General features: G+C 65.8%; 17 protein-coding genes. 6 read left to right on the forward strand and 11 right to left on the reverse strand.

Annotated features, from left to right (window positions below):
* The first annotated feature begins 209 nt into the window (after positions 1-209).
* Positions 210-434, forward strand: coding sequence for a heavy-metal-associated domain-containing protein (locus tag KVP10_RS01970; RefSeq protein WP_217962782.1), 225 nt, complete (start codon positions 210-212; stop codon positions 432-434).
* A 20-nt stretch (positions 435-454) separates the two neighbouring features.
* Positions 455-868 carry a Cu(I)-responsive transcriptional regulator gene (gene cueR / locus KVP10_RS01975; protein ID WP_217962783.1) on the forward strand — a complete coding sequence of 138 codons (414 nt, stop codon included), beginning with the start codon at positions 455-457 and terminating at the stop codon, positions 866-868.
* On the opposite strand, the gene KVP10_RS01980 is transcribed toward cueR, so the two are convergent.
* The 10 genes from KVP10_RS01980 to KVP10_RS02025 all read right to left on the reverse strand — a co-directional run bounded on the left by KVP10_RS01980 (position 846) and on the right by KVP10_RS02025 (position 14,242).
* The gene (locus tag KVP10_RS01980) at positions 846-1,421 is read right to left on the reverse strand and encodes a nitroreductase family protein (RefSeq protein ID WP_217962784.1); all 576 of its coding nucleotides are present in this window, start codon (positions 1,419-1,421) and stop codon (positions 846-848) included. The genes cueR and KVP10_RS01980 overlap by 23 nt on opposite strands.
* A gap of 274 nt (positions 1,422-1,695) precedes the next feature.
* Positions 1,696-2,421: a pyridoxine 5'-phosphate synthase gene (locus tag KVP10_RS01985; RefSeq protein ID WP_217962785.1), complete on the reverse strand. Its 726-nt coding sequence runs from the start codon at positions 2,419-2,421 to the stop codon at positions 1,696-1,698.
* Between the two features lie 119 nt (positions 2,422-2,540).
* A complete protein-coding gene (locus tag KVP10_RS01990) occupies positions 2,541-4,094 on the reverse strand; it encodes an efflux transporter outer membrane subunit (protein ID WP_217962786.1) in 1,554 nt (517 codons plus the stop codon).
* Positions 4,091-7,300: an efflux RND transporter permease subunit gene (locus KVP10_RS01995; protein ID WP_217962787.1), complete on the reverse strand. Its 3,210-nt coding sequence runs from the start codon at positions 7,298-7,300 to the stop codon at positions 4,091-4,093. The genes KVP10_RS01990 and KVP10_RS01995 overlap by 4 nt, the downstream gene beginning before the upstream one ends.
* Before the next feature lie 87 nt (positions 7,301-7,387).
* Positions 7,388-8,530 (reverse strand): efflux RND transporter periplasmic adaptor subunit, encoded by a 1,143-nt coding sequence (locus tag KVP10_RS02000; RefSeq protein WP_343218675.1) that lies wholly within the window; start codon positions 8,528-8,530, stop codon positions 7,388-7,390.
* 331 nt (positions 8,531-8,861) lie between these two features.
* Positions 8,862-9,656, reverse strand: a complete 795-nt coding sequence (locus KVP10_RS02005; RefSeq protein WP_217962789.1) for an ABC transporter ATP-binding protein — start codon at positions 9,654-9,656, stop codon at positions 8,862-8,864.
* A 1-nt stretch (position 9,657) separates the two neighbouring features.
* Positions 9,658-10,548 carry an ABC transporter permease gene (locus tag KVP10_RS02010; RefSeq protein ID WP_217962790.1) on the reverse strand — a complete coding sequence of 297 codons (891 nt, stop codon included), beginning with the start codon at positions 10,546-10,548 and terminating at the stop codon, positions 9,658-9,660.
* 339 nt (positions 10,549-10,887) lie between these two features.
* The gene (locus KVP10_RS02015; RefSeq protein WP_217962791.1) at positions 10,888-11,862 is read right to left on the reverse strand and encodes an ABC transporter substrate-binding protein; all 975 of its coding nucleotides are present in this window, start codon (positions 11,860-11,862) and stop codon (positions 10,888-10,890) included.
* 298 nt (positions 11,863-12,160) lie between these two features.
* Entirely contained in the window at positions 12,161-12,937 is a 777-nt protein-coding gene (locus KVP10_RS02020; RefSeq protein WP_217962792.1) for a class I SAM-dependent methyltransferase, read from the reverse strand.
* A 123-nt stretch (positions 12,938-13,060) separates the two neighbouring features.
* A complete protein-coding gene (locus tag KVP10_RS02025) occupies positions 13,061-14,242 on the reverse strand; it encodes an acetyl-CoA C-acyltransferase family protein (protein ID WP_217962793.1) in 1,182 nt (393 codons plus the stop codon).
* A 194-nt stretch (positions 14,243-14,436) separates the two neighbouring features.
* On the opposite strand from KVP10_RS02025, the gene KVP10_RS02030 reads away from it, so the two are divergent.
* The 4 genes from KVP10_RS02030 to KVP10_RS02045 all read left to right on the forward strand — a co-directional run bounded on the left by KVP10_RS02030 (position 14,437) and on the right by KVP10_RS02045 (position 19,723).
* On the forward strand, positions 14,437-14,970 hold the full coding sequence (locus KVP10_RS02030; protein ID WP_217962794.1) for a sigma-70 family RNA polymerase sigma factor: 534 nt from the start codon (positions 14,437-14,439) through the stop codon (positions 14,968-14,970).
* A gap of 30 nt (positions 14,971-15,000) precedes the next feature.
* On the forward strand, positions 15,001-15,978 hold the full coding sequence (locus KVP10_RS02035) for a DUF4880 domain-containing protein (RefSeq protein ID WP_217962795.1): 978 nt from the start codon (positions 15,001-15,003) through the stop codon (positions 15,976-15,978).
* Between the two features lie 131 nt (positions 15,979-16,109).
* Positions 16,110-18,557, forward strand: coding sequence for a TonB-dependent siderophore receptor (locus tag KVP10_RS02040; protein WP_217962796.1), 2,448 nt, complete (start codon positions 16,110-16,112; stop codon positions 18,555-18,557).
* A gap of 41 nt (positions 18,558-18,598) precedes the next feature.
* Entirely contained in the window at positions 18,599-19,723 is a 1,125-nt protein-coding gene (locus KVP10_RS02045) for a PepSY-associated TM helix domain-containing protein (RefSeq protein ID WP_217962797.1), read from the forward strand.
* Between the two features lie 107 nt (positions 19,724-19,830).
* On the opposite strand, the gene KVP10_RS02050 is transcribed toward KVP10_RS02045, so the two are convergent.
* Positions 19,831-21,786: a chloride channel protein gene (locus KVP10_RS02050; protein WP_217962798.1), complete on the reverse strand. Its 1,956-nt coding sequence runs from the start codon at positions 21,784-21,786 to the stop codon at positions 19,831-19,833.
* Between the last annotated feature and the right edge of the window lie 37 nt (positions 21,787-21,823).

Below are 21,823 nucleotides of genomic sequence, written 5' to 3' on the forward strand. Positions count from 1 at the left end.
AATATCGAGTTTTAGCTGCAAGATAGCAACATTTTTGTTCAGCCAGATGTAATATTAAATTCAGAAAGAAGTCAGAAAATAAAACTACCAGCCCGCCGCAACGTCCGCGCCAGTGCCCGGGAAACTTCCACAGCCGCTTGACTCTCCCATTATGGGAAGGCTTACACTGCAGTCAAATCCTAGGGAAACGCAAGGACACCGAGACAACCATGAATACGAAGACTGAATTCCTGATACCCGACATGACCTGCGGGCACTGCATCAAGACCATCACGGCGGCGGTGCAGCGCGTGGCGCCCGGGGCAGTCGTGGCGGCGCAGGTCGATACCCACCGGGTCACGGTCGAGGGCGCGCCCGACGCGGCCGCCCTGCTGGCCGCCATACAGGCCGAGGGCTACAAGCCCAGCCTCGCGCCCGGCCAGGGCCAAGGCTAGGCTTGCGCCAGGACATCGACATGAACATTGGCCAGGCGGCCGCCCGCAGCGGGGTTTCCGCCAAGATGATCCGCTATTACGAAAGCATAGGCCTGCTGGAACCGAGCAGCCGCAGCGCTTCGGGCTATCGCCAGTACGGCGACAAAGACCTGCACGAACTGGGCTTCATACGGCGCGCGCGCGAACTGGGTTTCCCGCTCAAGCAAGTGGCGGCGCTGATGGCGCTTTGGCGCGACAAGTCGCGCGCCAGCGCCGAAGTCAAGCAACTGGCCGAATCACATATCGCCGAACTCGAGCACAAGGCGGAAATGCTCAAGGAAATGGCGGCCACGCTGAAAAGCCTGGCCGATCATTGCCACGGAGACCAGCGGCCCGACTGCCCCATCCTCGAAGGATTGCAGGACGACCGCGTCAGTTGCCGGTCCACTCGGTAACGAACTGCCGGTAGTCGGGGCGCTGCGGCGCCTCGCCGGCCTCGATGGGAGTGCCTATCGCCAGGTAGCCCATGTATCGGTAATCGAGGCCATCGAAGCCCAGGGCTTCGTTCACTTGGTCCACATACGTGCCCAGGCCCGTGCTCCAGTATGCCCCATAGCCCAGCATGTGGGCTGCATCGAGCATCTGGGTCACCGCCGCGCCCGTGGCCAGCATGCGCTCGTCTTCGGGTATCTTGGTGTTCGAATGATCCAGCCTGCAGGCCAGCGCAATCAGCAGCGGCACTTCCGCCAGCCAGCGGCGCGTATTGGCTTCTTTTTCCGGGGGCATGGGCTTGCCCGCCACCTTGCTGGCTTCGATGGCCAGGTCGGCCAGGCGGCCTATCGCCTCGCCGCGGATCAGCGCAAAGCGCCAGGGTTGCAGACGCCCGTGGTCGGGAGCCGTCATCGCGGCCCTCAGTATCAGGTCCAGGTGCTCGGCACTCGGGCCCGGGGCGCGCACGAACTTCACCGAACGGCGCGTCAGCAGATAATCGATGGGAGACATGGACATGCAGCTATCCTATTCATGGGGTTTTGCGCAAAGGCGGCAAGATGAAGCAATGCTGTCATCGCCCCGCATGATCATACGGCTGTGCGCGCGGCGAAAGGACAAGGCGCAAAGCCGCAGACAGTACGAATAGTACGGCGAGGCGAAGCAACGCAGTCGCCGCCCCGCACGATCGTACGGCTGTGCACGCGGGGGGAGGACAAGGCGCGAAGCCGCAGACAGTACGAATAGTACGGCAAGGCGAAGCAACGCAGTCATCACCCCGCGTGCACAGCCGTCAGGGGCGACAGGCGGCTACCAGTAAAGCCTTCATGTCCCGCACCGCCTTTTCCCAGCCGTCGAAGACGGCGCGGGCCACGATGGCGTGGCCGATGTTCAGCTCGGACAGGCCGGGCAGCTCAGCCACGGCTTGCACATTGCCGTAATGCAGGCCGTGGCCGGCATTGACCCGCAGGCCCAGGGCCAGGCCCTGGGCGATGCCGCTGCGTATTCTTTCCAGTTCGCGGGCGGCGGTCGGGGCGTCGGCCGCATCGGCGTATGCGCCGGTGTGCAGCTCGATGACCTGGGCGCCCACACCGTGCGCGGCCTCGATCTGCTGCGCGTCGGCATCGATGAACAGCGAAACCCGGATCCCTGCGTCGCCCAGCATGGCCACGGCATGGCGCACTGCGTCCAAGTGCGTGAGCACGTCCAGGCCGCCTTCGGTGGTGAGCTCGGCGCGCTTCTCGGGCACCAGGCAGACGTCGTCGGGCTTGACCTCGCAAGCGATGGCGAGCATTTCCGGCGTGATGGCGCATTCCAGGTTCATGCGCGTGCGCAGGCCGGCGCGTATGGCCCAGACGTCGGCGTCCTGGATGTGGCGCCGGTCTTCCCGCAAGTGCAGGGTGATCAGGTCGGCTCCCGCGTCTTCGGCGCGCAAGGCTGCTTCGAGCGGGTCGGGATAAGTGGTCAGTCGCTGTTGGCGCAGCGTCGCCACGTGATCGATATTTACACCTAGTTCCATCTTTGTTCCTGCGGGCGCCGCTGCGCCTGGGCGCCTTGGCACCTCAATGCGTCAATACCCGAGCCTTGGTTTCGTTGCAGAAACGCAGCCGCGGCCCGGGACACCACGCTAGCATAGCATCACGAGGCCGACGCCTTTTGCGGCGCGGCCGCGGCCGGCGCGCCGGCCTGGCCCGCAGGGTTCTGCGCGGCCCGGTTGGCGGCGCCGCTGTTCTCGAGCCAGCCGCCGCCCAGCGCCTTGTACAGGTTTACGCGATTGACCAGCGAATCCAGTCCGGCCTGCAGGAAGGCGCTTTGCACCGCATATAGATTCACGGCGGCGGTCTGCACCTGCAGGAAGCTGTCCACGCCGCTCTTGTAGCGCACCTGGGCCAGGTCCAGGGCCTGCTGCGACGCGGCCTGTTCCGAACGCAAGGCATCGAGCTGGTTGGAGTACGTCGCCTCGCCGGCCAGCGCGTCGGCCACTTCGCGGAAGGCAGTCTGTATGGACTTCTCGTACTGCGCCACGGCGATCTTCTGGTTGGCCTTGGCCAGGTCGAGATTACCGCCCAGGCTGCCGCCGGCGAACAGCGGCTGGGTGATCGTGGGCGAGAATGTCCACATATTGTTGCCCGACTGGAACAGGCCGCTCAACGCGGGGCTGGCCAAACCGAGCATGCCGGTGATCGAAATGTTCGGGAAGAATTGCGCCCGCGCCACACCGATATTCGCGTCGGCCGCCTTCAGGCTGTGCTCGGCCTCGATGATGTCGGGCCGGCGCTCGAGCAAGTCGGACGGCAGCCCCACCGGCACCGCCGCCAGGACCTGGTCCCTGCCGAACACGGCGCCCGCCGGCAAGTCCGCCGGCATGGGCCCGCCCAGCACGAGCTGCAAGGCATTGCGGGCCTGCGATTGCGTGCGCAGCGTGGCCTCGAGATTGGAACGCGCATCGTCGAGCTGCGCCTTGGCCTGGCTTACGTCCAGCGCGGAAGACACGCCGTTGTTGAACATGGACTGCACCAGGTCATACGTATGCTGGCGCGATTCCAGGGTCTTGCGCAGCAAGCCGGCCTGCTGCTCGGCGCTGCGCAGGTTGAAGTACGCCTGCGCCACCTGGCCGATCAGGGTGATCTGCACGGTGCGCTGCGCCTCTTGCGTGGCCAGGTATTGTTCGTAGGCGGCCTTGGTCAGGTTCTTGATGCGGCCGAAGAAGTCCAGCTCGAAGGCCGAGAGGCCGACGCCCACCTGCAGCGAACGGCTCATGCGCGTGGAGGCGCCGTTGTTCTGAGTCACCGACTCGGAATTGCTGGTGATGGTGCTGGTGCCCTGTATGCCTATGGTGGGCAGGCGTTCGGCGGCCTGGATGCCGTACTGGGCCCGCGCGGCCAGCACGTTCTGCACGGCGATGCGCAGGTCGCGATTGTTCTCGAGCGCAATGCCTATCAGCGCCTGCAGGCGCGGGTCGCGGAAGAACTGGCGCCAGCCGAGATCCGCGGCGTGCGCGACTTGCGGGGCCGCCGAGCTGACGCTGAGCGTACCTTCCCGCCCTGCCCCGGCCGCAGCCTGCTGCAGATCGGGATACTGCTGCGCCACCGGCGCAGCGGGACGCTGGTAGTCGGGAGCCAGCGAGCATCCGGCCAGCATCAGTGCCGCGGCGCCCGCCGCGCCCGCGTATAGGAAGGAGCGCGAACTCATGCTTGATCCCCGTTCGAGGAGTGCGAGGCATCTGGCGATGGCGCCGCGCCGCCTTGCAGTTCGGGATGCGGCGGCGGCGTGTGCGCCGCATGCGTGCCCAGCACCCTGGGTTTGGTCTTGAACAGGCCCAGGACCACCACAAAGAAGGTCGGCACGAACAGCACGGCCAGCGGCGTGGCCGCCAGCATGCCGCCCAGCACGCCCAGGCCGACCGCGTTCTGGCTGGCTGCGCCGGCCCCGGTGGCGATGGCCAGGGGCACTACCCCCAGGATGAAGGCGAACGAGGTCATCAGGATGGGCCGGAAACGCAGCCGCGCCGCCTCGATGGTGGAATCGATGAGGCTATTGCCTTCGGCGTACATGTCCTTGGCGAATTCCACGATCAGGATCGCGTTCTTGGCCGCCAGGCCTATGACCGTGACCATGCCCACCTGGAAATACACATCGTTGGACATACCCATGAGATAGATCAGCGCCACGGCGCCCAGCATCCCGAGCGGAACCGCCAGCATCACCGACAAGGGGATGGCCCAGCTTTCATACAGGGCGGCCAGCACCATGAATACCACCAGCATGGCCAGGCCGAGCAGGATGCCGGACTGGCTGCCGGCCTGCTGTTCCTGGTAGGACAAGCCGGTCCATTCGTAGGCGAAGCCCTGCGGCAGCTTGGCCACCAGGTCTTGCAAGTGGGCCATGGCCTGGCCGGTCGAGTAGCCCGGCGCGGCCGAACCGCCTATGCGGATCGATTCATAGCTGTTGTAGCGCACCACCTGCACGGGACCCTGGGTCCATTTGGCCGTCACGAACGAGGACAGCGGCACCATCGTGCCCTGGTCGTTGATGGCGTTGAGCTTCATGATGTCGTCGATGTTCATGCGATGCTTGGCATCGGCCTGCACCCACACGTTCTGCACCCAGCCCATATTGGTGAACTTGGCGACGTAGGCCGAGCCTATGGCCGCCGAAATCACATTGGCGGCCTCGCCGAAGCTCACGCCCAGCGCCGCGGCCTTGCTGCGGTCTATGGACAGCAGCAACTGCGGGCCCGGCCCCAGGCCGGTGATGTGCGTCTGCGAAAGCGCCGGATCCTTGGCGGCCATTTGCAGCAGCTCTTGCGCTGCCGCCATCAGGGCGTTGTGGCCAGCGCCGCCGCGGTCTTCCAGGCGCATGTCGAAGCCCGAGGCATTGCCCAGCGACGAGATGGCGGGCGGCACCACCGCGAACACCATGGAATCGGGCAGGCCGAACAACAGGTTCTGGGTGGCCCGGCTGGCGACCGCCTGCGCGGAATTGGCCGCGCCCTTGCGGTCTTTGAAGTCCTTGAGCGTGACGAAGGCGATCGCCGAATTCAGGCCGTTGCCGTTGAAGCTGAAGCCCTGCACGGTGATCATATTGGCCGTCTGCGGCTGCTTCCTGAAGTAGTCTTCGACCTTCTCGATGATTTCGAGCGTGCGATTGGCGGTCGAGCCGGCCGGCAGTTCCATGTTGACCGCGATATAGCCCTGGTCTTCGACGGGCAGGAAGGAAGAAGGCAGGCGCAGATAGATCCAGCCCAGGGCTATGATGATCACCAGGTAGACCAGCATCATGCGGCCGCCGCGCTTCAGGCTGCGGCCTACCCAGCCCTCGTAGCCCTTGGTGGTGCGCTCGAAGCCTCGGTTGAACCAGCCGAAGAACCCTCTCTTGCCCTCGTGGTGGCCTTTCGGTATGGGCTTGAGCAGCGTCGAGCACAAGGCCGGCGTGAAGCTCAGCGCCAGGAAGGCCGAGAACAGGATGGATATCGCCATGGCCACCGAGAACTGGCGGTAGATCACGCCCACGGAACCGCTCATGAAGGCCAGCGGCAGGAACACCGTGGTCAGCACCAGCGTGATGCCGACGATGGCCCCGGTAATTTGCGGCATGGCCTTCTTGGTCGCCTCCTTGGGCGACAGGCCCTCCTCGACCATGATACGTTCGACGTTCTCGACCACCACAATGGCATCGTCGACCAATATCCCGATGGCCAGCACCATGGCGAACATGGTCAGCACGTTGATGGAGAAGCCCAGCGCCAGCATCACCGCAAACGCGCCCAGCATGGCCACCGGCACCACCAGCGCCGGGATCAGCGTATAGCGCACGTTCTGCAGGAACACGAACATCACCACGAACACCAGCACCATGGCCTCGAGCAGCGTTTCCAGCACTTGCTCGATGGACAGCTTAACGTAAGGCGAGGTGTCGTAGGGAATGCTGTAGGTGATGTTGTCGGGGAAGTATTTCGAGAGATTCTGCAGTTCGGCCCGCACGGCCACCGCAGTGGCCAACGCATTGGCGTCGGGCGTGAGCGACAGGGCGAAGGCCGCCGTGGGCTTGCCGTTGAGGCGTGCGCCGAACTGGTAGTTATCGGCCCCCACTTCGATGCGCGCCACGTCGCGCAGGCGCACACTGGAGCCGTCGACATTGGAGCGCAGCACGATGGCGCCGAAATCCTTGACCGTCGAAAGCTGGCCATTGACTAGGATGGGCGCGGTCACGCGCTGCGTGGACGGATTGGGCGGCGACCCTATGATGCCGCCCGAGATCAGCACGTTCTGCGAAGCGATGGCGGACTGGACCTGCGCCATGCTGAGCTTGTAGCCCGCCAGCTTGTCGGGGTCGATCCAGATGCGCATGGCGCGCGGGGCGGCGAACAACTGGAAGTTGCCCACCCCGGACACGCGGGAAATCGGATTCTGGATGTTGCGGGTGATGTAGTCGGCCAATGCCGCCTGGTCCAGCGAGCCGTCCTTGGACGAGACCGTGACCACCATCAGGAAGCCGGGGTTGGTCTGCGCGACCTTCAGGCCTTGCTGCACCACCGCGGCCGGCAGGCTGGAGGTGACGTTGGAGATGCGGTTCTGCACGTCGACCTGGGCCAGGTCGGGATCGATGCCGGGGCGGAAGGTCGCCGTAATCTGCGATTGCCCGTAGGAGTCGCTGACGGATTCGTAATACAGCAGCCCCTTGGCGCCGTTGAGCTGGTTCTCGATGACACTGGTGACCGAGGTCGCGACGTCCTGGGCCGAAGCGCCGGGGTACGAAGCCGTGACATTGATCTGCGGCGGCGCCACCTGAGGATACTGCGCCACGGGCATGTTGGGGATGGCCATCAGGCCGGCCAGCGCGATCGCCAGCGCGACTACCCAGGCAAAAATCGGTCTATCGATAAAAAATTGAGGCATAAATGCTCACTCTGCAAGCGCTGCGGCTGCGGCGCGGAAGGCGATGGCGCAGGCCGTGGCCATCCAGTGTCGTGTACCGGCGGGGCCCTAACCCTTGGCGCTGGACTGCGTGGCGGCGGGCTTGTCCCCTGCAGCGCCAGGCGCCTTGTCTGCGCCAGCCGGGGCCGCCGCCGCTGCAGCGCCTTGCGGCTTGGGCTGGGTCCAGGGCTTGGGCTGCACCGGAGCGCCGGGCCGGACCTTCTGGAAGCCCTCTACCATCACCTGGTCGCCAGGCTGCAGGCCTTTGTAGATCACCGACTTGCCCTTGACTTCGGGGCCGACCTGGACCATTACCTGCGCGGCCTTGCCGTCCTTGACCACGTACAAGGCGCTGAGCCCTTCGGCGGTGCGCTGCAGCGCCTGCTGCGGCACCAGCAGCGCCTTCTGGTCCACGCCTTCTTCGATGCGGGCCTGCACATACATGCCGGGCAGCAGGATCTTGTCGGGATTGGGGAATACCGCCCGCAGGTTCACCTGCCCGGTATTGGGATCGACCGTAACGCCGGAGAACAGCAGTTCGCCGCTGTGGTCATACAGGGTGCCGTCCTCGAGCACGACTTCGGCCTTGGCCTTGCCGGAGCTGGTCTGTTCCAGTTCGCCGCTGGCGAGCGCGCGCCGCAGGCGCGACAGATCGGTGGTCGACTGGCTGAAGTCTACATAGACGCGATCGAGTTCCTGCACGGTCGCAAGCTGGGTAGCCCCGCTGGCGCTGACCAATGCCCCTTCGGTAACCAGCGACTTGCCGATGCGCCCCGTTATGGGGGACACGACGCGCGTATAGCCAAGGTCGATATCGGCGGATTCCAGCGAGGCCTTGGCCGCGGCGACCGTGGCCGCGGCCTGGCCGGCCTGCGCCACCGCGTTGTCGTAGTCCTGGCGGCTGACCGCGTTGACCTTGATGAGGTTGGCGTAGCGCTGCGCCAGCAACTGCGCGCTGCGGGCGTCGGCCTGGGCCTTCTTGAGCTGCGCCGCCGCCTGGTCGCGCGCCGCCTTGTAAGGCGCGGGATCGATGATGAACAGCAGGTCGCCTTCCTTGACGTCGCCGCCCTGGGTAAAGGCTACCTTGGTGACGATGCCGTTGACGCGGGCGCGGATCTCGGCGTCCTTGATGGCTTCGACGCGGCCGGGCAATTCGGTATAGATGGCCGTGTGCTGAGGCTGCACCGTGATGACGCTGACCGGAACTTTCATGCCCCCGGCCGCCGGTTTCGGCTTCTCGCCGCAGCCGGCCAGCGCCAGCGCAGCTATAGACAGACTAACGGCAACCCGGGCTTTCCGCCACAAGGGCGGATGGACTATCGGCATTTATAAAACTCCCTTTCAACACCGCGTCACAGCGAGGCGCGGCGGGAAGATCCTGTCTTTTTGTAAACGGCGAGTATAAAGCTAAATTATGTCTAATAAAATGAAATTCGACGCTATTTTCTTCTTATTTCTTTGAACCGGCCCACAGCGGGCAGCCGGCCCAGGGCCGCGGCAAGCGTTGCGGCCGGCGCCGGGATTGCGGCCATGCCCGCCGCTTTCAGCCGAGCAGCAGCGCGTCGTCCGACAGCTTTTCGCCGCGCACGCGCTCGAACATGGCCAGCAGATCGGGCACGTCCATGCCCTTGCGCTCATCGCCCGACACGTCCAGCACCACATTGCCCTGGTGCAGCATGACGGTGCGCTGGCCCACGTCCAGGGCCTGGCGCATGCTGTGCGTGACCATCATGGTGGTGAGCCGGCTTTCCTCGACGATGCGCACGGTCAGGTTCAAGACGAAATCGGCAGTGCGGGGGTCGAGCGCGGCGGTATGCTCGTCCAGCAGCAGGATACGCGAAGGCTGTAGGGCGGCCATGAGCAGGCTCACGGCCTGGCGCTGGCCGCCCGAGAGCAAGCCGATGCGGTCGGTGAGGCGGTTTTCCAGGCCCAGCCCCAGGATCGCCAGGCGCTCGCGGAATTCCTCGCGCATGGGCTTCTTGACCGCCAGCGACAGCCCGCGGCGCCGGCCGCGGCTGTAGGCCAGCGCCATGTTTTCTTCGATGCTGAGGTTTTCGCAGGTGCCCGCCATGGGGTCCTGGAACACGCGCGCGACTTGCGTCGCTCTGGCCCATACGGGCTTGCGCGTCACGTCCTGGCCGTTGATAAGTATCGTGCCGCTATCTATGGGTAAATCGCCCGAAACGGCGTTCAAGAAGGTCGATTTGCCTGCGCCGTTCGAACCGATCACGGTGACGAACTGGCCCTGGGGTATGTCCAGCGACATGCCGCGCAGCGCCCGGGTTTCGATGGGGGTGCCGGCGTTGAAGGTGATGTTGATGTCTTTTGCGCTCAGCATGTCAGCGTCCCCTCTTGCCGCGCAGGCGCTTCTTGACCAGCGGTATCACCAGCGCGATCGTCACCAGCACGGCGGTCACGAGGTTCAGGTCCTGGGCCTGCAGGCCTATGAAGTCGGCATTCAGGGCCAGGGCTATGAAGAAGCGGTAAAGCACCGCGCCGACTATCACCGCCAGCGTCACAATCACCAGGCGGCGCGAAGGCATTACGCTCTCGCCCACGATCACCGCAGCCAGGCCGATGACGATGGTGCCTATGCCCATGGATATGTCCGAACCGCCCTGCGACTGCGCGAACAAGGCCCCCGCCAGCGCCACCAGCGCATTGGAAATGGCCATGCCGCCGAGGATCATGTTGCCGGTGGCCACGCCCTGCGAACGCGCCATGCGCGGATTCGAGCCCGTGGCGCGCATGGCCAGCCCCATCTGGGTCGAGAAGAACCAGTCGAGTATGAACTTGATCGCGATCACCAGCACCAGCAGCAGCAAGGGCCGCGCCACATAGTCGCTCAGGCCCGGCGGCTGCAGCACCGTGAACACCGTGGGGTTGTTGATCAGCGGCACATTGGGCTTGCCCATGATGCGCAGGTTCACGGAATACAGGGCGATCATCATCAGGATGCTGGCCAGCAGATCCATGATCTTGAGCCTGACATTGAGCCAGCCGGTAATGGCGCCCGCCAGCGCGCCGGCCAATATCGCCGCCAGCGTCGAGGTAAAGGGATCGATGCCCGCGCTGATGAGCGTGGCGGCGACCGCGCCGCCAAGCGGAAAGCTGCCGTCGACCGTCAGGTCGGGGAAGTTGAGCATGCGAAAGGAAATCAGCACGCCCAGCGCCACCAGCCCGAATATCAGGCCGATTTCAAAGGCGCCCCAAAGGGAATAAATAGACATGAAGGAATAAAGATGGGTTCACACTAGAGCGAGCGCCCATTTTAGTGTGAACGGGCCTCGGAGCTGAAACAGGACGTATGTGCGGACGGTATCGCGGTCGGCACAGGGAGGATATATCGGCATGGGCGCGGGCGCCGGTATCGGGCCCGGTGTGGACAGGGCCGCCAGCATATGCCGGCGCCGGGCGTCACCGGGGAACATGGAGGCGGCGCCTCGCCGGCTGGGCCTTGCGCCCGGCTGCCGGCGATACCGGCCAGGCGGCCGCACCTAAGGGGCCACACCTGCGCAGCCCGACCTAGGCGGCCCCATCTAGGCGGCCCCACCTGCGCGGCCCGACCTTTACTGCACGACCTTGGCGGCGGACTTGATGAAGGCTTCGGACAGCGTGACGCCCTGCTTCTTGGCGGCGCCGGGATTGACGTACAGCTCGAGCTTGTGGCTGGTCTCGGAGGCTATGGTGCCCGGCTTGGTGCCCTTGAGTATCTTGACGACCATCTCGCCGGTCTGCACGCCCAGGTCGTGATAGTTCACGCCCAGGGCGGCGATGGCGCCGCGCTTGACGCTGTCGGTGTCCGAAGCGATAAGAGGAATCTTGGCGTCGTTGCCGACCTTGACCAGCGATTCATAGGCCGAGACCACGTTGTTGTCGGTATTGGTGTAGATGACGTCGACCTTGCCGATCAGGCTGCGCGCTGCGGCGCCGACGTCGACTGTACGCGAAGCGGTGGCCTCGACCAGCGACAGGCCGGCAGCCGGCAGCAGCTTGCGCAGGCGCTGCACCACTACTACCGAATTGGCCTCGCCCGGGTTGTACACCATGCCTACCCGCTTGGCCTTGGGCACCACCTGCTTGATCAGTTCGATCTGTTTTTCCAGCGCCAGCGCATCGGACACGCCCGTGACGTTGGTGCCCGACGGGCCCAGCGTCTTGACCAGTTGCGCGGCGACCGGGTCGGTGATGGCGGAATAGACCACGGGTATGGTCTTGGTGGCAGCCACCACGGCCTGCGCCGAAGGCGTGGAAATGGCGACGATCACGTCGGGCTTGTCGCCGACATACTTGCGCGCGATCTGGGCGGCTATGGCGGTATTGCCCTGTGCGGTCTGGAATTGCCACTTCAGGCCCGAGGCCTCGGTGTAGCCCGCCTCGGCCAGCGCTTCCTTGACCCCGTCCTTGACGGCGTCCAGCGCCGGATGCTCGACGATGGAGGTCACCGCCACGGATGCGGGCTGGGCCCACGCCCCGGCCTGCATGCCGGCGCTCGCGAGTATGGCCGCGCCGAACGCCAGTTTGGTGCGTAGAGAAAACTTCATGCCAGGCTCCTTGAACAACAATGGATAGATGGACGGCGCGGCCTTGCCGTCAGCAAGGCCCGCGGGCCCAAGCGCAAGCCGGGCATGCCGGCCCGGCTGCACGCCCGGCCGCAACCAAACGCACCTGGCTCCGGCCGCCTTCCCGGGGCTTGCCCGCCCTGCCGCAAACAGGCAGTAAGTCTAGCGCGTTAGTGCAAGCCCTGCCGCAAGGGATATCCCTGCTTGCCTGGAGACGGGCCGCGGCGCCTCGGGCAGCATGGATGTGGCCTGCGGCACAGGCCTCGCGTACGGACGCCGCCTAGACGCGCAGCGCGCCCGCGCCGCCCGCCAGCAGCGAGCGGGCCCAGCGCAGCGCCGGCAGCCCGTAGCGCGACTGCACCGCCTCGGCGCGCTCGAGGAACTGCCGCACGCTGACATCGAGCAGCGGCCCCTTGAAGGCCAGCACTACGCGGTTGCCCGCGTCCACCTCGGGCAACTGCAGCACCCGCCCATCGAAGGCCTTGCGGATATTGGCCAGGTTGCGGGGAAAACTTTCGTGGTCGCCGAACAGGTTTACCGTGACCACGCCGACCTCGGCCAGCGCGGCGCGGCAATCCAGGTAGAACTCGAGCGTATCGCGCACCGGCCCGCGCGCCTGCGCGTCGTACAAGTCCACCATCAGCGCGGCGCAACTGCCGCGATTGCCGGGCCTGCGGACCCAGAGCGCCGCGTCCTCGTGATCGATGCCCAGGCGCGGATTGTCATGCAAACGGAAATAGGCGCGGCATATGCCCGTCACGCGCGGGTTCCATTCCGCCACGGCGACTTCGGAGCGCGTATGCCGCAGCACATAGCGCAACAGCGATCCGGCGCCCAGCCCCAGGATGCCCACGCGGTCGCTCGCGCCCGGCTCCAGGAACAGCAGCCAGGCCATCATCTGCTGCGTATATGCCAGCACCAGTTCCGACGGCCTGGAAATACGCATCGCCCCCTGTATCCATTCCGTGCCGAAATGCAGATAGCGTATGCCGTCGGATTCCGACAAGGTAGGCTCGTCGCCCGAGGGAGCCCGGGCACCGGGATCAGCGCGGCTCATGCCGGGCCGCGCTGGGTCGTGGATTTCCGGGACAAGGCCCGAGCCCGGACCCGCCCGCAAAGTTGAGCACCAGGGCGCGGCGCTGCGTATGCGCGCGGCGCGCAACAAGCATGTGACGGCATGCTAGACACGCTCGAAGATCGCCGCTATGCCCTGGCCGCCGCCTATACACATGGTGACCAGCGCATAGCGGCCGCGCACCCGCTGCAATTCGTACAGGGCCTTGACCGTGATGATGGCGCCCGTGGCGCCGATGGGATGGCCCAGGCTGATGCCGCTGCCGTTGGGGTTGACCTTGGCGGGGTCCAGGCCCAGTTCCTTGGTGACCGCGCAGGCCTGCGCCGCGAAAGCCTCGTTGGCTTCGATGACATCGAGCTGGTCCAGGCTCAGGCCGGCCTTGGCAAGCACCATGCGCGTGGCCGGCACCGGCCCGATGCCCATGTATTTGGGATCGACCCCGGCATGCGCATAGGCCACCAGCCGCGCCATGGGCATGGCGTTGCTCGCCTTGGCCCGCGAGGCGCTCATCAGCAGCACGGCCGCGGCGCCGTCGTTCAGGCCCGATGCATTGCCGGCCGTCACCGTGCCGTTTTCCTTGGCGAACACGGGCCGCAACCCAGCAAAGTTCTCGGCGGTGGCGCCTTTGCGCACGTGCTCGTCCTGGTCGAAGACCACCTCGCCCTTGCGCGTCTTTTGCACGATGGGCAGGATCTGTTCCTTGAAGCGGCCCGCCGCGATGGCAGCCTCGGCGCGCTGATGAGAGGTCAGCGCCAGCGCGTCCTGGTCGGCGCGCGAAACCTCATATTTGCGGGCCACGTTTTCGGCCGTGACGCCCATGTGCATCTTGTCGAAGGGGTCGGACAGCGCCCCAGTCATCATGTCCACCAGCACGCTGTCGCCCATGCGCGCGCCCCAGCGCTGCGCAGGTGCGATGTAGGGGGCGCGGCTCATGCTTTCTGCGCCCGCGCCGATCGCGATGCTGGTATCGCCCAGGCGTATGGCCTGCGCGGCCGAAACGATGGCCTGCAGGCCCGAACCGCACAGGCGATTCACGTTGAAGGCCGGGGTTTCCTGAGGCAGGCCGGCGTTCAGCGCCGCCACCCGCGACAAATACATATCGCGCGGCTCGGTGTTGATCACGTGGCCGAACACCACATGCCCGACGTCCGGGCCTTCCACTTCGGCGCGGCGCAGCACTTCCCTGACCACCGCAGCCCCCAGGTCGCAAGGCGGCACGTCCTTGAGCCCGCCGCCGAAATCGCCCACTGCCGTGCGGCAGGCTCCCATCACCAGAACTTCTTCCATGGATCCTCCGGAAATCTCGTACCTGAATTCGAATGACTAATCATGCACAGCGGCGCTGCGCGGATGCCGGGTCCATCATACCCGAGGCCGGCAAGGGAATTGCCGCCAGCCATAGGCGGCGGATTGATCCCTGGTTTCATATAAACGATAATACGAATTATTATCACTAATTTTATAAAAATTCTTGTAACCGCATGGAGCGAGACGCATCCTCGACGGCCTACCTGGCCGAGCTTTACGCCAGCCATCAGCCCCGGCTGCTGCGCCGCATCCGGCGCCAATTGCCCTGCTTGCAAGACGCGGAGGACGTAACCGCCGAAACCTTCGCGCAGGTAGTGCAGATGCCGGACGCACGGCAGATCGCCGAACCCGAAGCCTTCCTGACGACCATCGCGCGTCGGCTGGCCATGCGCCTGTGGCGCCGCCGGCGAGTCGAAAACGTCTACCTGTCGCGCCTGCAAACGATGCCCGAGCACACCTGCCCTTCCGCCGAAGAACAATTGATGGCGATACAGGCGCTGCAACAACTCGACGCCTGGATGCACCGGCTGCCCATACCCGTGCGCATGGCATTCCTGCTGCGCATGCTCGACGGCCTGGACCACGAAACGATAGCGCGGCGGCTCGGCGTATCCGTGCGCACCGTAGGCCGCTACCTGCAGCAGGCGACGCTGTGCTGCATCGCCGCCGGTCGCGGGCAAGCGCCAGACCAGGCCACGAACACTTGAACGCATGAAAACACACCAATGCACGAGCGCATGAACACCGAAAACGACCCCATCGTCGCCCAGGCTGTCCGCTACGCGATCCTGCTGGACTCGGGCGGCGCCAAGGCCGCCGACCATGCCGCCTGCGCGGCCTGGCGTGCCTCGTCTCCGAGGCACGAACAGGCCTGGTCCGATGTGCTGCAGCGCCTGCAGGATTGCAGCGCCGGACTGCGCAGCCTGGCCGACATCGTGCCCGGGCGCAGCCAGGGCCTGCAGGAAATCCTGGCCCAGCCCCGATGTACGCGGCGCACGGTCCTGGCGCTGATGCTGGCGGGCGGTGCATCGGCCGGCCTGGCGGCGGCCGGACTGGATCGCGTCACACCCCTGCGCGGACTGCTGGCCGGCTACTCCACCGCAACCGGCGAGCGCCGTACATATCGCCTGGCCGACGGCAGCGGCCTGATGCTCAATGCCCGCTCCAGCGCCGACATGTCGTATGCCGGCGGCGCCCCCAAGCTGAACCTGCTGCAAGGGCAGGCCTTGATATCCCCGGCGGCAGCCGCGCCGTTCCGAGTATCCACGCCGCATTGCGAGGCCAGCACCGCCGGCGGCGACACAGGCCGCTTTCTGGTGTCGCGCGGCACGCGCCACAGCCTGGTCGCAGCCCTGGAACAAGACCTCATCGTCTCGCCCGCGTCCGGCGACTCCTGGCTGCTGCGCGAGGGCCAGGGCTGCCGGCTCGGCGGCTCGCACGTCCAAATGCTGGACGCCGCGGAAATCCGTGCCCGGGCGGCCTGGCGCCAGGGCCGCCTGGAAGTGCTGGACGAGCCGCTATCCGAAGTAGTGCGGGCTCTACAGGCGTACCGCCGCGGCATTCTTCATGTGCAGGCCGCCGCCGCGCCGATTCGCGTCCAGGCCGTACTGCCGCTGGACGACACCGACCGAGCGCTGGACATGCTGGCCCAGGTCCTGCCGGTGGCCATCACCCGCTACGGCGCTCTCTACGTCGACGTCGCAGCGCGCATTTGAAACCAAATGTAATTATTTGTCCGATTCACTGCTCCGCAGGCACTTGCCTAGATATCGCCCGCATCGAAAGCAGAGTCTCTTTCGGTATGGGCGGCCCCTAGACCCACCCCCGTGTCCGTACCGGAGCCTACATGCCACTACGCCCCGACGCCGCCCTGCCGCTGACCGCGGTCCTGGCCTTGTCTACCCTTGCCCCCGTTTATGCGCAGCAGGCGCGCCATGCCTATGACCTGCCGGCCGGCCCGCTGAGCGCCACGCTCAATACCATCGCCGAGATCAGCGGACGTCCGCTGGTTCTCGATCCCGCGCTGGTCAAGGGGCGCATGGCGCCTCGCGTCCAGGGTACGTTCGACGTCGAACAAGCGCTGGGCGCCGCACTCGCCGGCTCGGACCTGCAAGCTCGCACCACCACCGGCGGCGCCTACACCATCGTGCGCCTGGAACCACAGTCCGGCGCCGCGATGCTCAGTCCGGTGCGGGTGCAGGGCGAACGCCTGAGCAGCGGCTATCGCCCTATTGCGGCAGCCTCGCCCAAATTCACCGCCCCGCTGCTGGACACCCCGCGCAGCATCACCGTAGTCCCCGAAGAAATCATCCGCGACACCGCATCCACCTCGCTGCAGGACGTGCTGCGCACCACGCCGGGCATCACCTTCGCCGCCGGGGAAGGCGGCGTTCCGCTGGCCGACCGTCCGGTCATCCGCGGCTTCAACTCCACCTCCAACATGCTGGTGGACGGCATGCGCGACATCGGCGCCCAGACACGCGAGGTTTTCGACGTGGAGCAAGTGGAGGTAAGCAAGGGCCCGGACTCCGTGTATTTCGGGCGCGGCGGAGGCGGCGGCGGCATCAATCTGGTGAGCAAGATGCCCAAGCTGGACAATTTCGCCGAAGGAGAACTGGCGCTGGGAACCGCCAACAATGTGCGCGAGACCGTCGACGGCAACTGGCGGCTGTCGGACACCGGCGCGCTGCGCCTGAACCTCATGCACGACCAAGGTAATGTGCCGGGCCGCGACAGCGCAGTGAATTTCGAGAAATGGGGCGTGGCGCCCTCGATTTCCTTCGGCCTGGGCACCGCCACGCGCGTCACGCTGAGCTACTACCACTTGCAGGACGACGGCATGCCCGATTACAGCATCCCGGTCGATCCGCGCAGCGGCGCACCGCTGGCGGGCGTGAGCCGCAGCAATTTCTATGGCCTGGCCGACCGCGACTTCCGCCATACTGATACCGACATCGGCACGCTGAGCCTGGAGCACGACCTGGCCGACACGCTGACGATCCGGAACACCACGCGCTACGGGGAATCCACCAACAGCTACGTCGCCACCGCTCCCAACGGCGCATCGCCCTTGTACGCCGAGATCAACATGCCGGGTACCCTGGCCGGCACCGTATTCCGCCAGGCCAAGAGCCAATGGACTCGCACCGATACCTTGGCCAACCAGACCGACCTGTACGGCAAGCTCAGTACCGGCTCGATCAAGCATTCATTCGATGTAGGGATGGAATTCAGCCACGAGAAATGGACCGTAGACGGCTGGACCGTGACCAGCAGCGACCCGAACGCGGCGGTGCAGACCGGCAGCGTGCCGCAGTGCCAGGCCTATCCCGACCTGTGGCTGTCGCACGACTGCACCAGTCTGTACAACCCCGATCCGGACCAGGCATGGACGGGGACGGTAAGGCGCAACCACAATCCGACCTATTACAAGACCGATACGCGGGCGCTGTACGCTTTCGACACCATCGAGCTCACGCCGCAATGGCTGGTCAACGCCGGCCTGCGCTGGGACAACTACGACACCCGCAGCATCAAGGGCGGCGCAACGCTGGCGCGCCAGAAGAACGACTTCGTCAACTATCAGTTGGGGCTGGTCTATAAACCCGTGCCCTACGGCAGCATCTACGCGAGCCTGGGCACGGCCTCTACCCCCGCGGCGCTGGGCGGCAGCGACTACGACAAGGTCAGCGCCTCCAACGACAATCTGGAACCCGAACGCAGCACCACGGTGGAAGTCGGCACCAAGTGGAATCTGCTGCATGACCGCTTGTCCCTGACCGCTGCGGTATTCAACACGCAGCGCAAGAACGCCAATATTCTTGTCGAGCCCGGAGTCTACGAGCAGGCCGGCGAAAGCCGGGTGCGCGGCTTCGAGCTGGGGGTCGGCGGCAGCCTGACCCCGAAATGGAAGGTGTACGGGGGGTATACCTATCTCGACAGCGAGATCCAGAAAGGCGCCTATAACGACGATACCGTGGGCAAGCCCCTGCCCGACACGCCCAAGAACAGCTTCAGCCTATGGAGCACCTACCAGACCACGCCCAAGCTCACGCTCGGGGCAGGCGCCTATTACGTCGGCAAGCGCTACGGCACCGCCTGCGGACGCGACTGCTACGCACCCGCCTACTGGCGCTTCGACGCCATGGCCGGCTACGTCGTCAACAAGCATCTGCAACTGCGGCTCAATGTGCAGAACATGTTCGACCAGGTTTACTACACCAAGGTGCATTACTTCATGGGCGACCTGGGCCCGGGCCGCTCGGCCACCCTGACCGCCACGCTGAGCTACTGAATGCGGGCCCCGCTCGCGTAGCGCCCGAAAGCCGAACCACCATGCGCCACTCCAAGACCTGGATCGCCGTCCATCGCTGGACCAGCCTGATCTGCACAGCCTTCCTGCTGATGTTGTGCGTCACCGGCCTGCCTCTCATATTCCACGACGAGATCGATGCGCTCTCGGATCCTCCCGACACGGCGACGGCCGCTGCGGCGCTCGCGCATCCACTCGACCTGGATCAAGTGACTGCCCTGGTGCGCCGGCAATACCCAGGCCGGCGCATCCAGTTCGTGGTGTGGCTCGAACAGCCGCAGTTGTATCGCGTCGGCCTGAGCCGACCGCGCGGCGCGCACGGCGATGTCAAGCCGTTCGCAATCGTCGACGCCGCCCGCGGCGTCATCGTGCGCGAGGCGTGGAGCGAAAAAGACTGGCGCCACGGCAACTTCATGTCGCTGCTGCTGGCCCTGCACACCGATATGCTGATGGGCCCGGCAGGCAAGCTGTTCCTGGGTGCGATGGGCATGCTGTTCCTGGCATCGCTGGTCTCGGGCACTGTGCTGTATGGCCCCTTCATGCGCAAGCTGCGCTTCGGCACCATACGCAAAGGGCGCGCACCGCGCCTGAAATGGCTGGACCTGCACAATCTTCTGGGCGTCGCGGCGCTGGCATGGATGCTGGTGGTGGGCGCCACCGGCGTCATGAACACGCTGGACGCACAAGTGTTCGGCGCGTGGCAGAAAAGCATCTACTCCAGGCTCGACCTGGCGCAGCGCCCGCACCATGCCGGCAGTCCGGGCGCCTCGTTGCAGGCCGCCGTGGACGAAGCACGGCGCGCAATGCCCGACGGCGTAGTGAGTTTCGTGGCCTACCCTGGTTCGATGTTCGGCGGCCCGGCGCACTATGCCGTGTACATGCGCGGGAGCAGTCCGCTGACCTCGCGCCTGCTGCATCCTGTGCTGGTGGACGCCACCGACGGCTCGGCGGCCGATGCCGGGCCTCCACCCTGGTACCTGTGGGCGCTGGAAGCCTCCAGGCCGCTGCATTTCGGCGACTACGGCGGGCTGGTGTTCAAGTTTCTGTGGGCGCTGCTGGACGTGTTCCTGATCGTGGTGCTGGCCAGCGGCTTGTATCTATGGTGGCAGCGCAGGCCGCAACGCCCCGGACGCACAGGCACGTACTGAAGCGCGGCCGCGCGGGCCGGCGGCTTGCCATCAAAACAGGAAAGCGCGCATGCCTGCGGCGGCCCGGCCGGACACCGGACGCCGGGCAGCAAACGCAGGCAAGGCCGCTAGGCGCTGGGCTGGGCCTGGCGGCGCCGGCGCGCGCGCATGCGGCGATAGGTCTTCAGGTTGATCTGCCGCCGCAGGCGCCGGCCTTCCTTCAGGCGGCGCGCATGGGCCGAAAGCAGATCGCCGCGAGTCAGCATGCCCAGCAGCCGGGAGGTATCGGACTTGTCCACTACCAGCAGGCGGCCGACGTTTTCCATCACCATGTGGTCGGCCGCTTCGCGCAGGGTATGGTCCATGGTGATTACCACGGGCGGCCGCACGATCAGCTCGCCCAGGGTGGCGGCAGGCGACCACTTGGGATCGAAGAAGGTGCGCCGGGTCAGCACCCCCAGCACATGCCCGGCCTGGTCGACGATGGGGTAGCCCTGGTGCTGGCCGGCCGGGCGGCCGCCGGCGATCCATTCGCGCACTTCGCCTATGGTCTGGTCGGCCCGCAGCGTCACCACGTCGTTTTCGCAGACGTCGCTCACCAGCACGCGTTCGAGATAGTCGGCCTTGTATTCCGAGGGCACCCGCACCCCGCGGCGCGCGATCTTTTCCGTCATGATGGTGTTGCGCATGAACACCGCCGAAACCAGGTAGGCGGCGGTACATGCGCCCAGCAGCGGCAGCAGGCCGGCGGGCTGGGCGGTGGTTTCGAAGGCGAAGACCACGGTGGTGATCAAGGCCCGCGACGCGCCGGCGAAAATCGCTGCCATGCCGACCAGCGCCGCGATGCGCGGATCCACGCCCATGGAAGGCAGGTAGTTCGCCAGCAGGATGCCCATGATGGCGCCCAGCGCCCCGCCGATCGTGAACAAGGGCGCGAGCGTCCCGCCCGAGGTGCCGCTGCCCAGGCAGATGGACCAGGAAATGAATTTCATCACGCACAGATAGCCCAGGGCACCGAGCGCGAGACGGCCATTGAGGATGTCGTCGATATTGGTGTAGCCCACGCCCAGCGTGAGCGGCGCGAAGTAGCCGATCACGCCCACCACCACCGCGCCGATCGCGGGCCACCACATCCAGTGCACGGGCAGACGCTCGAAGGCGTCTTCGATGCCGTAGACGATATGCGTGACCCCGACGCTGATCAGCCCGACGATGGCGCCTATCAGCACATAGGCTATCAGCGCCTCGCCGCCGGGCGCAGCCAGATGGCTCATGAGGAACACGGGGGTGGATCCCAGCAGCAGGTAGCGCACCCCCGTAGCGGCCACGCAGGCCAGTGCCACCGGTATCAGCGAACGCGCGCGCAGTTCGAACAGCAGCAGTTCCACGGCCAGGGCCACCGCCGAGATCGGCGCCGAGAACACGGCCGCCATGCCTGCCGCCGCCCCCGCCGCCAGCAGCACCTTGCGCTCGCTGGCGGTGACCTTGAGCAGTTGCCCGATCAGCGAGCCGAGCGCGCCGCCTGTGGCGATGATGGGGCCTTCGGCACCGAACGGGCCGCCCGTGCCGATGACGATGGCCGAGGACACGGGCTTCAAGAATGTGATGCGCGAGGGAATGCGCGATTCGTTGAGCAGCACCTGCTCCATGGCTTCGGGGATGCCGTGCCCGCGTATCGCCCGCGAACCCCAGCGCGCCATGAAACCGGCGATCAGCCCGCCCACTACGGGCACCAGGATCACCCACAGGCCCAGGTGGGGCACCGCATCGGCGGGCGAGGAAAACGCCGTCGACCAACGGCCATAGAAACTGAGATTGGTGATGAGGCCGATCAGCACCATCAGCACCTTGGCCACCACGGCCGCGGCCACGCCCAACAACAAGGAAATACCGATGATGCGCAGCACGCGCCGGTCGATCAGCGTGGAACGCAGTGGCATGCGCGCCGCATCCAGGCTGAGACTCAGTTCGGGAGCGACCGGCAGGCCGTCCGTACTGCCCTCTTCGCGTACGCCGGTACGGGCTGCTTCGCTGGTATTGCCTGGGGTATTTATGGTCACGGACTTGCCAATACGTTTTTTCATGATAGCCGAACATTATGGCATGTTCGTCTTTAAGAAA

Source organism: Candidimonas humi (assembly GCF_019166065.1).
Lineage (GTDB): Bacteria > Pseudomonadota > Gammaproteobacteria > Burkholderiales > Burkholderiaceae_B > Candidimonas > Candidimonas humi.

What these genes read in the sequence shown, in the direction of transcription:
- KVP10_RS02015 (WP_217962791.1), bottom strand. Translation starts at nt 11,862, where the DNA reads ATGAAGTTTTCTCTACGCACCAAACTGGCGTTCGGCGCGGCCATACTC.
- KVP10_RS02050 (WP_217962798.1), bottom strand. Translation starts at nt 21,786, where the DNA reads ATGAAAAAACGTATTGGCAAGTCCGTGACCATAAATACCCCAGGCAAT.
- KVP10_RS02020 (WP_217962792.1), bottom strand. Translation starts at nt 12,937, where the DNA reads ATGAGCCGCGCTGATCCCGGTGCCCGGGCTCCCTCGGGCGACGAGCCT.
- KVP10_RS02045 (WP_217962797.1), top strand. Translation starts at nt 18,599, where the DNA reads ATGCGCCACTCCAAGACCTGGATCGCCGTCCATCGCTGGACCAGCCTG.
- KVP10_RS02040 (WP_217962796.1), top strand. Translation starts at nt 16,110, where the DNA reads ATGCCACTACGCCCCGACGCCGCCCTGCCGCTGACCGCGGTCCTGGCC.
- KVP10_RS02025 (WP_217962793.1), bottom strand. Translation starts at nt 14,242, where the DNA reads ATGGAAGAAGTTCTGGTGATGGGAGCCTGCCGCACGGCAGTGGGCGAT.
- cueR (WP_217962783.1), top strand. Translation starts at nt 455, where the DNA reads ATGAACATTGGCCAGGCGGCCGCCCGCAGCGGGGTTTCCGCCAAGATG.
- KVP10_RS02010 (WP_217962790.1), bottom strand. Translation starts at nt 10,548, where the DNA reads ATGTCTATTTATTCCCTTTGGGGCGCCTTTGAAATCGGCCTGATATTC.
- KVP10_RS01990 (WP_217962786.1), bottom strand. Translation starts at nt 4,094, where the DNA reads ATGAGTTCGCGCTCCTTCCTATACGCGGGCGCGGCGGGCGCCGCGGCA.
- KVP10_RS01985 (WP_217962785.1), bottom strand. Translation starts at nt 2,421, where the DNA reads ATGGAACTAGGTGTAAATATCGATCACGTGGCGACGCTGCGCCAACAG.
- KVP10_RS02000 (WP_343218675.1), bottom strand. Translation starts at nt 8,530, where the DNA reads ATGAAAGTTCCGGTCAGCGTCATCACGGTGCAGCCTCAGCACACGGCC.
- KVP10_RS01995 (WP_217962787.1), bottom strand. Translation starts at nt 7,300, where the DNA reads ATGCCTCAATTTTTTATCGATAGACCGATTTTTGCCTGGGTAGTCGCG.
- KVP10_RS01970 (WP_217962782.1), top strand. Translation starts at nt 210, where the DNA reads ATGAATACGAAGACTGAATTCCTGATACCCGACATGACCTGCGGGCAC.
- KVP10_RS02030 (WP_217962794.1), top strand. Translation starts at nt 14,437, where the DNA reads ATGGAGCGAGACGCATCCTCGACGGCCTACCTGGCCGAGCTTTACGCC.
- KVP10_RS01980 (WP_217962784.1), bottom strand. Translation starts at nt 1,421, where the DNA reads ATGTCCATGTCTCCCATCGATTATCTGCTGACGCGCCGTTCGGTGAAG.
- KVP10_RS02005 (WP_217962789.1), bottom strand. Translation starts at nt 9,656, where the DNA reads ATGCTGAGCGCAAAAGACATCAACATCACCTTCAACGCCGGCACCCCC.
- KVP10_RS02035 (WP_217962795.1), top strand. Translation starts at nt 15,001, where the DNA reads ATGAACACCGAAAACGACCCCATCGTCGCCCAGGCTGTCCGCTACGCG.